This window comes from Vibrio sp. 10N.222.49.C12, from assembly GCF_041475025.1.
GTDB lineage: Bacteria > Pseudomonadota > Gammaproteobacteria > Enterobacterales > Vibrionaceae > Vibrio > Vibrio crassostreae_C.
Genome location: NZ_JBFRVF010000025.1, coordinates 140,142 through 153,361, shown reverse-complemented (window position 1 = coordinate 153,361; position 13,220 = coordinate 140,142). Strand labels below are relative to the sequence as shown.

Genomic DNA, 13,220 nt, shown 5'->3' with positions numbered 1-13,220 from the left:
GCGAAAACAAGTACAGAGAATAGAATTAACGGGTTCCAATTTAACGAAATTAACGAGTTTTTTTACTTTGACAAGTAAGTGGTATTTAAAGCGTGTGCAAAAGCTCATTTTTATAGAGTTTTGACAAAAATATGAACAGACAGCGCAGATAATGACCCTGCGCTGTGCTAGAGAGGTTATTTGTTTGCGTGATAGATCGCGAATTTAGTGGTCTTATTTAGAGTCGAGCATTTTCCAAACGCTTGTTCAATAATTGGAATGTATTTTAAGAAACTATTCGCAACAATAATCATCTCACCAGAACGCTTCAAATGCTTAGGAGCCTGAGAAAGTAAGGTCTCAGTCGCGCTGTAGCTAGTGTCTAAACCTGAATGGAATGGTGGGTTACTGATGATGAACTGATAGTCTTCTGCAGTATCAGAATAGACATCGGATGCGAAGACTTTACCCGTTAAACCATTCGCTTCTAGCGTTGCTTGGCTTGATGCCACGGCAAATGCACTGATGTCGCACATTTCTAGCTCGATATCTGGGTTACGAGATACCATCACCGCGCCCAATACGCCTGCACCACAGCCAAAATCCAGTACCTTGCCTTTTAGTTTTGGCAGAGTATCCAACAGAAGTTGGCTACCGACATCGAATTGACCGTGACTGAAGACGCCAGGAAGGCTTTTTACCGTAAGTGATTGCTCACCAATGTTAACCGTGTAGGTCTTAAACCAGTCTTGCAGGTTGAACGCTTGTGGTTGCTCGAAGCATTGACCCCAGTAGAAAGAGCAACGACGCGCTGAATCGTATTTAACAACTTTGCCGTAAGGAGCAAACATCTTCTCGATGCTTTTCACGCCTGAACGGTTTTCACCAACCACGACGATCTCGGTATCTTTGCCTAGCTTGGCAAATAGCATCGCCAACAAAAATTCCGCTTCCGCTTTGGCTTTTGGCCAGTACAACATCACTAAGTCGGCTTTGGTCTCTTCGGTAAACTCCGCACCATAAAAACGTTGGATGGTGTTGTAGCCTTCTAATTGACGGTAGTAGCTGTAATTAGAAGTAAACACAGAGACAGATTCACAATGCTTCGCTAACTCAACAGGGAACAAGTCTTCTGCCTCACCGGCAACTAAAACATGTTTGCCTTCAAAGTAGGCGAGTTGGCGTTGAGCAATCTGGCTTGGTGCAATATAAGCTGACATAGGACACTCTGTTGAATCGTTAGCAAAAAATGAGGGCGGATTTTCGCATAATCCGCCCAAAGCTTGAAGTGTTTAATACGGGTTCGCCAATCAAGTTGACGTCAAGTTCGTTAACTCTTGTCTTGCTGGTTTAAAAAGTCCTTAAACTCTTCATCGTAGATGTTGAATAGGACAATGGTAATCGCAAAAATCAATGGTCCGTAGATAAGACCAATTAGGCCAAACAGTTGAATACCACCCAATAGTGAGAAGAAGATCATCAGGGTATTCATGCCTGCACTGCCTTGCATTAGCAGCGGACGCAGAAGGTTATCAATTGAACCAACAATCGCTACACAGTAAACCGTTAGGAAAATCGCCCACGTGGTATCACCAGTTAGGAACAAGTAGGTTGCTGCTGGAATCCAGATTAATGCGGTACCCACAACTGGGATGAAAGAGGCAAAGCCCATCATAGTACCCCAGAATAGACCTGGGAAACCGGCAATCCACATACCTAAACCGCCGGCAAAACCTTGCGCTATTGCGGTTAAGAATGAGCCCATTACTGCTGATTTAGATACTTGTTCTATCTCTGTTAGAAGTTTGTCTTCTTGGCTACGAGACAGCGGCAGAATATGACGAACCACACTGATGATTTTGTCATGATCTCTTAATAAGAAGAACAAAACGAACAGCATCAAGAAGAAATCCATCAAGAAATTGGTCGCGTCACCTAAGATTTTGGCACTGATACCAACTAGCTTAGAACCAAAGCTTGTCGCAAACTCACCGACTTTTTGTGCGATGGCTTGGGGATCAATGTTGTCGAAAGGCAGGTAGTTATTCACAAATGACAGCGCTTTGACCACTAACGGGTGAGCAAACAGAGTCTGAATGCCACCGTGGGTCACCCATTGGTAAGTATTCTGAGAGAACAGAGAACCTTGCTGAACAATTGCTGCGAATACTGCCAATAAAGGGATAACAATAATGAAAGTCAGAATCACACAAGACAGCAGAGAGACGATGTTTTCTTTATTCGGGAGCTTTTTTTCAAGCCACTCATGGATTGGGAACATCAATAGTGAAATGATAAAGGCCATCACGATAGAGTTAACGTATGGCTCGATAAGTAAGTAACAAGCATAAGCCGCCGCGAGTAGGGCAATGATGATCACCCAGTGGCTGGAATTGATTTTGAGTTTTTCTGACACGGTAATGGTCTCTATATTTGCGTTCTGAGTTTATAATGGCTGCAAAACAGAGAGTTAGCAATGAGGAGTTTTGATAATGGGATGCTGTAATAAAGATAAGAAATGCCAAGACGAAGAACAGCAAACAAAAAAAGAGATCCCTTGGTTCAGAATGTTCCTTGGTACCTTGATGTTGTTGGTTTTCCTTTTCTGGGAACGTTAATGCTTTTGGTTCAGCTTTAGCCTTAGTCGACGGCTAAATAAGCTGTCATATTTGTGGCTGGTGAGCGCGATATATAAAAAAGGGCTGCATTTAATGCAGCCCTAAATTCAATCGGTTAGCGACTTATAAAGTGCTTTCGATTATTTGCTTTCAGCAGCAATGATCGCAAGAGAGCGGTCAGCAGCTTCTAGTGTTGCATCAAGTTCTTTTGAACCATGAGCAAGAGAAGTAAAGCTTGCTTCGAATGCTGAAGGTGCAAGGTAAACACCGTGATCTAACATTAGGTGGAAGAAGCGCTTGAAGCGTTCTACATCACACTTAGTTACATCTTCGTAGCACGTCACAGTTTCTTGATCTGTGAAGAAGAAACCAAACATACCGCCAACTTGATGAACTAGCATCGGGATGCCGTGCTTGTCAGCAAGTTGCTTGAAGCCTTTTGCCAACTGCTTAGTTTTTGAAGCTAGACGCTTTTCGTTGCCTTCTTCTCGTAGAAGGTTCAAACATGCGTAGCCAGCAGCCATTGCAACAGGGTTACCTGAAAGCGTACCCGCTTGGTAAACAGGGCCAGTTGGTGCGATGTATTGCATCACGTCTTTACGACCACCGAAAGCACCGACAGGCATGCCGCCGCCAATCACTTTACCAAGACACGTTAGGTCTGGCTTGATGTTGTAGTAAGCCTGAGCACAACCTTCAGCAACGCGGAAACCTGTCATTACTTCATCAAAGATTAGCAATGCACCTTCTTGATCACAGATTTCACGTAGACCTTCGTGGAAGCCTTCTACAGGAGGGATACAGTTCATGTTACCCGCTACTGGCTCAACGATGATACAAGCGATCTCGCCTTTGTTTGCTGCGAAGATTTCACGTACTGAATCTAGATTGTTGAAGGTTGCTGTTAGCGTTAGTTTCGCAAAATCAGCCGGTACGCCTGGAGAGCTTGGTTGACCTAAAGTCAGTGCGCCAGAACCAGCTTTTACAAGTAGGCTGTCTGCGTGGCCGTGGTAGCAGCCTTCAAACTTAAGAATTTTGTCACGACCAGTGAAGCCACGAGCTAGACGAATCGCGCTCATTGTTGCTTCTGTACCTGAGCTCACCATACGTAGCTGTTCCATTGATGGAACCATCTCAGATACCAGTTCAGCCATTTTGATTTCAGTTTCGGTTGGAGCACCGAAGCTAAGGCCGCGTTGAGCTGCTGCAATAACAGCGTCACGAATAACCGCGTGGTTGTGACCAAGGATCATTGGACCCCAAGAGCCAACGTAATCGATATACGCTTTACCATCAGCATCAAAAATAAGTGGGCCATCAGCGCGTTCAACGAAGATTGGAGAACCACCTACGCCATTGAATGCACGAACTGGAGAGTTTACGCCACCAGGAATGGTTTGCTGTGCTTTTTCGTACAGCTCTGCTGATTTGGTCATTGATATATCCTCTTTTGACTGTCGGACCAATTGGCACGCATTGTACCTATCCCTAATCCAACTAGGAATGCTTTCGCCCAGATAATCACCCGAATCTGGTTGTTTTGTGTGGTTACACGTTTTAATTGTTAGATATTGGCGAGTTTACAGCAGTAAAAGGACCGATCCTGTGGTGAATACTTGAACGTTTCAGTCAGGTATTAGATAATCACCGGAATATAAGAAAATACTCAACAACTATGGTCTCGAATTAGATTTGTATCATGTTGTTTTTGACACAGGTAAGAGAGGTTGTCGTGAGCGAAGTAAATATCCCATTGTCTTTTTCTGATGCAGCAGCTACCCGCGTACAAACGCTAATTGCTGAAGAAGAAAACCCAGAACTAAAACTGCGTGTATACATTACAGGTGGTGGTTGTAGCGGTTTCCAATACGGCTTCACATTTGATGAAAAAGTAAATGATGGCGACACTACAATTGTAAACAGCGGTGTAACGCTGGTTGTTGATCCAATGAGCCTACAATACCTAATGGGCGGCATGGTTGATTACACTGAAGGCCTAGAAGGCGCACGCTTCTTTGTGAACAACCCGAACGCTACAACAACATGTGGTTGTGGCGCATCATTCAGCGTATAGCATGAGTTGAAAATAGCTTGAGCTCAAAGCTGTATTAGATACATTTCAAACGCCGAACTTATGTTCGGCGTTTTTGTTTTTACTTAGTAACTTATTACTTTTCAAAGCATTCCTCTCATTTTTAGTACACGGCATATTTTTTAAACTGTCGATAGCGTCCAACTTCGTTGAGGATTGGTCTGTTAAGGTTACCTTTGTGCATAAGGAAGTTGCACATCACGCTATTAAGCCAACTAGCGCGCCTGAATGACATCGGACAAAAGGATTTGTTATGCCCACTCTATTTTCTAACTCACCACTTTTTCAGAAATTGAAGCAGCCGTGGCTGGTTTCTCTGACTCTAGTCGTGTTGTTGTCGATCTGGCTTGGTTTAGGCGTAGGGCAAGCAGAAGAGTCACCTGAAAAAAAGGCAACAGAAATTCCGCTGGCTAAGGTTTCCTTTCAAACCTTCACCTCATCACCGACCTTTAAAACGATTGATCTCTATGGAAGAACGGCGCCCGATCGGCATGCTCGTCTAGGTGCAGAAGTCGCGGGCAAGATTGTCAGATTGAACGTTGTTAAGGGGGATATGGTTAAAGCTGGACAAGCCATTGCCCAGATAGATAAGGGTGATTTAGAGATTCAACTAGAGCGAGCCTCGGCTTTATATCGCTTGAAGCAGAAAGAGTTTAAAGCGGCGCAGTCACTGAAGAAAAGAGGACTGCAAGGCGAAATCGCCTACACCACAGCAGAGGCCTCATTAACAGAAGCAAAAGCCATGATGCGCAACGCGGAATTGGCTTTAAAGAATACTGTCATTACTTCGCCTTTTTCGGGTGTGGTTCAAGACTTAATGGTTGAGCTTGGTGACTTTGTTGGGGTTGGCGATCCTGTTGCGGGCGTGATTGACCTCGATCCTCTGGTCATCGAAGCCGATGTCAGTGAACGTCATATCCAGCATTTGTTAGTTAATCAGTCCGCCTTGGTCCGCTTGCTGGGAAGAGAAGAAGCGGAAGGTCGTCTGCGTTATGTTTCTCGTATCTCTTCTGTTGCTACTAATACCTTCCCAATCGAGATAGAAATCGATAACTCTAAAGGCCTATTACCAGCAGGTGTCAGTGCCGAAGTTAAACTCAACCTAGAAACAAGAGATGCAATAAAGATAACACCGGCGATGCTAGCATTGGATGAGGCGGGTAACCTAGGGGTCAAAACCTTGGTTTCAGTCGATGACTCACCAACGGTGAAGTTTGTAGGCATTCAGCTAGTAAAGGCCGAACAAGATGGAGTGTGGCTCACGGGGCTAGGTCAACGCGTCGATATCATCACAGTAGGCCAAGGGTTTGTGCGTGATGGTGATTCGGTGATTGCTGTTGAGCAAGTCGCTGAACTCTCTAACGTAACCGCAGAGTAGGAGATAACCGATGTATTCAATTATTGATGCAGCCTTGTCTCGTGCTCGAACAATGCTCTCCCTTTTAGCGTTAATCCTTGTAGCCGGTGTCGTCACCTATATCACGATACCTAAGGAATCGAGCCCAGACATTACCATCCCAATTATCTATGTTTCGGTCGGGCACCAAGGGATCTCGCCAACGGATGCAGAACGTTTATTGGTTCGACCTATTGAGCAAGAGCTGAGGTCGATTGAAGGCGTAAAAGAGATGACAGCAACCGCAGCAGAAGGGCATGCCTCTGTTGTGTTGGAGTTTAATGTTGGCGTCGATCTCACCAAAGCAATGGCCGATGTGCGTGACGCGGTTGATCTGGCTAAACCAAAACTACCAGAAGACAGTGACGAACCGACCGTAAATGAGGTGACGCTGGCTTCTGAGCAACCTGTTTTGTCTGTTGTGCTATTCGGTACCGTTCCTGAGCGCACCATAGTGCAAATTGCCCGAGAGCTTGGAGACAAATTAGAAAGCTATCGCCAAATCCTTGAAGTCGATATTGCGGGCGATCGCGCTGACATCGTCGAGATCATTGTCGATCCGTTATTGATGGAGAGCTACAGCTTAGATCAAGCGGATATCTATAATCTGATCGCTCTGAACAATCGAGTGGTGGCCGCAGGTTTTGTTGATACTGGCTACGGACGTTTTTCTGTCAAAGTCCCTTCGGTATTTAACTCCTTAAAAGACGTGCTTGAGTTGCCTATTAAAGTGGATGGCAAGCAGGTGGTCACTTTTGGCGATGTCGCTACGGTTCGTCGAGCGTTTCGAGATCCTGAAAGTTTTGCTCGTTTAGATGGCAAATCTGCGGTGGTGTTGGATATCAAGAAGCGTGCAGGTGAGAACATCATCGAAACCGTTGAGCTAGTCAAAGCGGTAATGGCTGGTGCTCAGCAGCAAGCGGAATGGCCAAATAACCTGTTGGTCAAATACACCTGGGATGAATCTAAAGATGTGAAGATCATGCTTAATGATCTGCAAAACAATATCTTATCCGCCATTATTCTGGTGGTGATCGTTATCATCGCGATTCTTGGTGTGCGTACCGCTTTGTTAGTGGGTATTTCCATTCCAGGCTCATTCCTAACCGGGTTATTGGTTCTTTCGGTGTTTGGCTTAACCGTCAACATCGTAGTGCTGTTCTCTCTGATTATGGCGGTGGGGATGCTAGTAGACGGTGCGATTGTGGTGACCGAATTTGCAGACAGGCGGATGCAAGAGGGTGAAGGGCGCAAAGCCGCTTACCGAGATGCAGCGAAACGGATGGCGTGGTCGATAACCGCATCGACTGCCACAACCTTAGCCGCATTTGCTCCGTTACTGTTTTGGCCTGATGTGACGGGCGAATTTATGAAGTTCTTACCACTAACTCTGATCGCGACTTTAACTGCATCATTGATCATGGCGTTGTTGTTTGTGCCCGTGCTGGGCGGTTTGATTGGCAAACCTCAATACGTATCGTCTAAAAGCCAAGCTCGAATGGTCGCACTGCATAATGGTGACTTTTCACAGGCTACTGGTTTAACCAAGGCTTACTACCACACGCTTTCTTTAGCGATTAAACACCCCTTTAAGATTTTGTTCAGTGCGGCACTGCTCGCGGTTGCAGTTGGTTTTACTTATTCAAAAGCGGGTCTAGGTGCAGAGTTCTTCCCAGAAGTTGATCCGCCATTCTTTAATGTCAAAGTTCGCTCGCATGGGGATCTGTCTATCCAAGAAAAGGATGACATCATGCGTGATATTGAACTGATGATGCTCAATCATGATGAGTTCGATACCGTTTACACGCGTACTGGTGGTGACGACCAGATTGGTTTGATCTCAATTACGCCTGTTGACTGGCAATATCGACGCAGCGTTAAGGCGATTATTGATGAGTTGAAGGTACAAACCGATCAATACGCTGGTGTTGAGATTGAATATAAGTTCCCTGATGCTGGGCCTCCGGTTGAAAATGACTTAGTGATTGAGCTGTCGGCAAGAACTCCAGAGCAGCTCAATCAGGCTGCAAAAATTGTGAGAGGTTGGGCTGATGGAAATAAAGCACTGACCAATATCAGCGATACTGCGAGTAAAGATGGCATCGATTGGAAGGTGGATATTCGCCGCGACGATGCTGCGCGCTTTGCAGCTGATGCGACCTTAGTGGGTAATACCGTTCAATTCGTGACTAATGGTCTCAAGATTGGTGATTATCTGCCCGATGACTCTTCAGAAGAGGTCGATATCTTGGTGCGCTACCCTAATGATAAGCGTGATATCGGGCGCTTCGACCAGCTTAGGGTGAAAACGCCAGCAGGTTTAGTACCTATTACTAATTTCGCTCAGATCGTTCCCGACCATAAGCAAGACACCATTAAACGCCTTGATGGCAAGCGTGTGGTGAACATCATGGCGGATATGGAAGAAGGGTATAACCTTGCTCTCGAACTACCAAAGATCGAACAAGCATTGAGTGAGCTAGGGCTGCCGAGTAGCGTGGAATTTCGCATCCGTGGTCAAAACGAAGAACAAGAAAACTCGTCAGCCTTTTTACAAAGTGCTTTCTTGGTTGCTTTGGCGGTAATGGCTTTGATTCTGATTACTCAGTTCAATAGCTTCTATCAAGCGTTTTTGATTCTGAGTGCTGTATTGTTTTCGACCGTTGGCGTGTTCGTTGGCTTACTGATCTTCCAACGTCCGTTTGGCATTGTGATGTCGGGAATTGGGGTAATAGCGCTCGCCGGCATAGTCGTGAACAACAACATCGTGTTGATTGATACTTATAATCAGCTCATCAAAAGAGGCTTGGACAAGCGAGATGCGATTCTAAGAACCGGTGTTCAGCGTTTAAGGCCAGTAATGCTCACGACGGTTACGACTATCTTAGGTTTAATGCCGATGGTGTTAGAGATGAACATCGACCTGATTAATCAAAAGATAGAGTTTGGCGCGCCAAGTACACAATGGTGGTCACAGCTTGCGACCGCTATTGCTGGTGGTTTGGCGTTTGCCACGGTGCTGACTTTAGTATTAACCCCTTGTTTGTTAATGCTTGGACGGAACAACAAACCTGAAAAACAGTAGCTAGTTGTGGTATGTGAGCATAAAAAAGAGCGCCTTGATGGGCGCTCTTTGCATTTTTCTATTTTGCAGTGAAGCTACAAACGCCTAGTTAGTCGCTAGTAACTGACCGTATCGCTCAAGGTTTCTTAATCGAATCTCTGAGTTGGCAATAAAGGTTGCTTTTGCTTTACCAGTTAACGACTTGGATTGAGGCAATTTCACGGTACGCGCATTTTTATGTACGCCATTGACCAAGAATTCATAGTGTAAGTGTGGGCCAGTCACTCGGCCCGTACCACCCAAAGTACCAATGGTTTGGCCTTGTTTTACGCGCTGACCAGTTTTCACCATACGTCGCTTCATGTGCAGGTATTTGGTGATGTAGGTGTTGCTGTGGCGTATGAACACGTAGTTACCATTGAATTGGTTGTAACCCGACTTCTGAACGATACCGTCACCGGCAGCCCAGATAGGCGTGCCAACAGGGGCTGCGTAGTCAGTGCCGCGGTGAGCGCGAACCTTACCGGTTACTGGGTGTTTTCTGTTAGGGTTAAAGTTCGATGTTACACGACGAAAATCAATAGGAGAGCGCAAGAACGCTTTCTTCATTGCACGACCATTTTCATCGAAGTAGTTGCCGCTCTTATCATCTAATACCGCGGTAAATGAATCACCTTGGTTTTTGAATACGGCTGCCATGATCTTACCGCGACCAACCACTTCACCTTCAACTACTTTTTCTTGGTATAAGATTTTGAAGCTGTCATTCTTACGAATATCTAACGCAAAGTCGATATCCCAGCCGAAGATGCCCGCCAGTTCCATAATTTGGTTTGCGGTTAAACCTGCGCTTACGCCAGCATTCCAGAAATTCGAGGTGATGTCGGCTTCGGCATAATTGTATTGGTAGGCAACCTCTTTCTTGTCGAAACTAGAGGAAAACGAATCGCCAGACTTAGTGATCTTGAAGCTTTCAAACGCACTAAGTTGTCGTTTTAACTGAATAAGGTCGTTGTTTTCATCAAAGCCGAACTGCAAGACATCACCAGGTCTTAGGTTAGACAGCTGCTTCTTAATATCATTATTGGTATTGAGTAGCGTGATCAGCAGACGGTATGAGAGGCCAATACGTTCAAATAAAACAGAGGTGCTTTCGCCAGAGCGAACGGTGTATTTCTCCCAATTGAGCACTGCCGTCGGTGGAGCGTCACTTGAGCTAATAAGTGCAGAGGCATTGATAGTCAGTGGGTAATGTTTTCCCACAACTAAAGCGCCCGAATCGTCACGCAAACTGTTGACGTCGGGGAGTAAGAAAATCGCGACGAAAATTATGGCACTAAAAAATGCGATAAAAGCCCGGTGCAAAATAGGAAGGCGTGCAAAAATAGACAACATGTTCCGGTTCGTTCTGTAAATATTATGAAAATCGACGACGGAATAGTGTAACTGGTTTCAAAATACATCGCTATTCAAGTAAGATGTCTAATTAATGTATTTTTGCCAAATCTGTGGGAGTGAACAAGAATGGCGAGTATTGAAGCTGCACTAGCCGAGATCAAACGTGGCGTAGAAGAACTGATTCCAGAAGACGAACTGATTGCAAAACTAAAAGAAGGTCGTCCTTTACGCATTAAGCTGGGTGCCGATCCAACAGCTCCAGATATCCACCTAGGCCATACGGTTATCTTTAACAAGCTTCGTGCTTTCCAAGAGCTTGGTCATGAAGTGACATTCCTTATCGGTGATTTCACTGCAATGGTTGGTGACCCATCAGGTAAAAACTCAACACGTCCACCGCTAAGCCGCGAAGACGTATTGAAGAATGCTGAAACTTACAAAGAGCAAGTATTCAAGATTCTAGATCCTGCGAAGACGCAAATTCGTTTCAACTCTGAATGGCTATCTGAGCTTGGCGCTGAAGGCATGATTCGTCTTGCTTCTAACCAAACTGTTGCTCGTATGCTTGAGCGTGATGACTTCAAAAAGCGTTACGCTGGTGGTCAACCGATCGCAATCCACGAATTCATGTACCCACTTCTACAAGGTCACGACTCTGTTGCACTAGAGAGCGACGTTGAGCTTGGCGGTACTGACCAGAAGTTTAACCTTCTAATGGGTCGTGAACTGCAAAAAGCAGCAGGTCAAAAACCACAAGCGGTACTAATGATGCCACTACTTGTTGGTCTAGACGGTGTTAAGAAGATGTCTAAGTCTGCGCATAACTACATCGGTATTAGCGAAGCACCAAGCGAGATGTTTGGTAAGATCATGTCTATCTCTGACGATCTAATGTGGAGCTACTACGAGCTGCTGTCTTTCCGTCCTCTTGAAGAAGTTGCGGAACTGAAAGCTGGCGTTGATGCAGGTAAGAACCCGCGTGACGTTAAAGTGCTTCTTGCTAAAGAGATCATCGCTCGTTTCCACAGTGAAGCAGATGCTGAAGCCGCTGAGCAAGAGTTCGTTAACCGTTTTGCTAAGAACCAAGTGCCAGATGAAATGCCTGAATTCGAATTCGAAGCAGGTCTACCAATCGCTAACGTTCTAAAAGAAGCAGGTCTTGTAAACTCGACTTCTGATGCGATGCGTATGATCAAGCAAGGCGCTGCTAAGCTTGAAGGCGAGAAGATTGAAGACAGCAAATTCGTGCCTGAAGCAGGTACTGCCGTTTACCAAGTAGGTAAGCGTAAGTTTGCTCGTATTACTATTAAGTAATAATGCACATCAATAATTGAACCAAAGGCATCCACGGATGCCTTTTTTATTGACCCCTATTTATTGACAGGAATTTGACGAAGTTTTTGAACGGCTATTGCTACACTATGCGCGCTGTCAAATTGACAGTAATTCTGGAGATTTTTATGAACAATACCGACCATCCTCCTAGTTTGAATGGAGAAGAATAACCTGTCTCGGTATTGATCTATTGTCCTGCCGTTCAGGTAGGGTATCTTTGTTTTCCCTTCATTCTTTTCCACACTCTAGATTCTAACAAGTAGACACACCAGTGCTTTAAGCTCTTGGTGCGCTTAGCTGTACGCTCTTGGTGTATTAGCTATAGGCTATTTGTTTTGATGGTCGTTACCTTTGCCAATCGGGAGATTCGCCATGACGGTAATGAACAACACTTTTTTATCTATTGAAGCTCTGTACTCAGAGCAAGACATCCAAGCTGTATCGAATGCATTTCAACAGTACGGACGTGAACAACAAATTAATCTTTTGAATCGAATGCCGCTCGAAGATGCGGTGCTAGTGCTGGGGCAATGCTCTTTGAGTACGATTCAGACTTTACTTAGTGAGCTAGAAGAGCAGGACTTTGAGAAGCGCTCTCGACATCTAGCTCACCAACTAGGGCTGATCTACTCTGAGGTAGAACCTCAACAGGGTTACCTTTCGACTGGCGTCATGAGCCACGTCAGGCAGCGTATCGGTTGGATTATTGCGTTAGCACTATTGGGAATCGTCTCAGGGCTTATCATTGCTCAGTATGAAGACATTCTCAGTCAGTTGGTACTTTTGGCAATCTACATGCCGGTAATTGCTGCTGCTGGTGGTAACACCGGAACACAAGCAGCGACTTTGGTGATCCGAGCCTTAGCCACAGGTGAGTTGAAAAAACGCCAATGGGCTAACGTTCTATGGAAAGAGTTTAGAGTTGCTATTTGTTTAGCTTTAGCGATTGCTGTAGTGATGATTGGACGTATTTTGCTCTTTAGTGAAAACCAAGCGACAGGTGGTTATGATATCAACATGATTGCGTTAGCTATTGCGGTAGCGCTGTTTATTCAGGTGACCATATCAACCGTGCTGGGTGGCGGATTGCCGATAGTTGCTAGGCTATTTAAGCTTGATCCAGCGGTGTTAGTGAGCCCAGTGCTTGCTTCCATAGTTGATATCTCAGGAATGTGGATCTACTTCACTGTGGTGAACTCATTTTTAGGAATTGCTTAGCTCTTATAAAAATGGGCACCTATAAAAATAGTTAAATACATCTGAGAAATAAAAATGGCGCTGAAGATTTAAGGTCTTCAGCGCCATTTTTGTTATTAAAGTAGAAGCTTACACAGATCT

General features: G+C 45.1%; 10 protein-coding genes. 6 read left to right on the top strand and 4 right to left on the bottom strand.

Annotated features, from left to right (window positions below; translation table 11 throughout):
* Window positions 1–176 precede the first annotated feature (176 nt).
* Together rsmC and AB4583_RS09255 are read right to left on the bottom strand one after the other, a co-directional pair.
* Window positions 177–1,199 (bottom strand): 16S rRNA (guanine(1207)-N(2))-methyltransferase RsmC, encoded by a 1,023-nt coding sequence (gene rsmC / locus AB4583_RS09260; protein ID WP_372117105.1) that lies wholly within the window; start codon window positions 1,197–1,199, stop codon window positions 177–179.
* Between the two features lie 110 nt (window positions 1,200–1,309).
* On the bottom strand, window positions 1,310–2,395 hold the full coding sequence (locus AB4583_RS09255) for an AI-2E family transporter (protein WP_372117103.1): 1,086 nt from the start codon (window positions 2,393–2,395) through the stop codon (window positions 1,310–1,312).
* A gap of 76 nt (window positions 2,396–2,471) precedes the next feature.
* On the opposite strand from AB4583_RS09255, the gene AB4583_RS09250 reads away from it, so the two are divergent.
* Entirely contained in the window at window positions 2,472–2,597 is a 126-nt protein-coding gene (locus tag AB4583_RS09250; protein WP_004734537.1) for a hypothetical protein, read from the top strand.
* A 140-nt stretch (window positions 2,598–2,737) separates the two neighbouring features.
* On the opposite strand, the gene hemL is transcribed toward AB4583_RS09250, so the two are convergent.
* Window positions 2,738–4,033 (bottom strand): glutamate-1-semialdehyde 2,1-aminomutase, encoded by a 1,296-nt coding sequence (gene hemL / locus AB4583_RS09245; RefSeq protein ID WP_010436060.1) that lies wholly within the window; start codon window positions 4,031–4,033, stop codon window positions 2,738–2,740.
* Between the two features lie 296 nt (window positions 4,034–4,329).
* Here hemL and erpA point away from each other — a divergent pair, with 296 nt between their 5' ends.
* The 3 genes from erpA (at window position 4,330) to AB4583_RS09230 (ending at window position 9,170) form a co-directional block, all read left to right on the top strand.
* Window positions 4,330–4,671 (top strand): iron-sulfur cluster insertion protein ErpA, encoded by a 342-nt coding sequence (erpA, locus tag AB4583_RS09240; RefSeq protein ID WP_004734539.1) that lies wholly within the window; start codon window positions 4,330–4,332, stop codon window positions 4,669–4,671.
* Between the two features lie 271 nt (window positions 4,672–4,942).
* Window positions 4,943–6,067 carry an efflux RND transporter periplasmic adaptor subunit gene (locus AB4583_RS09235; protein WP_372117101.1) on the top strand — a complete coding sequence of 375 codons (1,125 nt, stop codon included), beginning with the start codon at window positions 4,943–4,945 and terminating at the stop codon, window positions 6,065–6,067.
* Between the two features lie 10 nt (window positions 6,068–6,077).
* Window positions 6,078–9,170: an efflux RND transporter permease subunit gene (locus AB4583_RS09230; protein WP_372117099.1), complete on the top strand. Its 3,093-nt coding sequence runs from the start codon at window positions 6,078–6,080 to the stop codon at window positions 9,168–9,170.
* An 84-nt stretch (window positions 9,171–9,254) separates the two neighbouring features.
* Here the strand turns inward: AB4583_RS09230 and AB4583_RS09225 are convergent, their stop codons facing one another.
* Window positions 9,255–10,544 (bottom strand): peptidoglycan DD-metalloendopeptidase family protein, encoded by a 1,290-nt coding sequence (locus AB4583_RS09225; protein ID WP_372050853.1) that lies wholly within the window; start codon window positions 10,542–10,544, stop codon window positions 9,255–9,257.
* Window positions 10,545–10,673: 129 nt separating this feature from the next.
* Here AB4583_RS09225 and tyrS point away from each other — a divergent pair, with 129 nt between their 5' ends.
* Together tyrS and AB4583_RS09215 are read left to right on the top strand one after the other, a co-directional pair.
* A complete protein-coding gene (tyrS, locus tag AB4583_RS09220; protein WP_017059402.1) occupies window positions 10,674–11,861 on the top strand; it encodes a tyrosine--tRNA ligase in 1,188 nt (395 codons plus the stop codon).
* Window positions 11,862–12,254: 393 nt separating this feature from the next.
* Entirely contained in the window at window positions 12,255–13,100 is an 846-nt protein-coding gene (locus tag AB4583_RS09215; RefSeq protein ID WP_017072029.1) for a magnesium transporter, read from the top strand.
* Window positions 13,101–13,220: the final 120 nt, after the last annotated feature.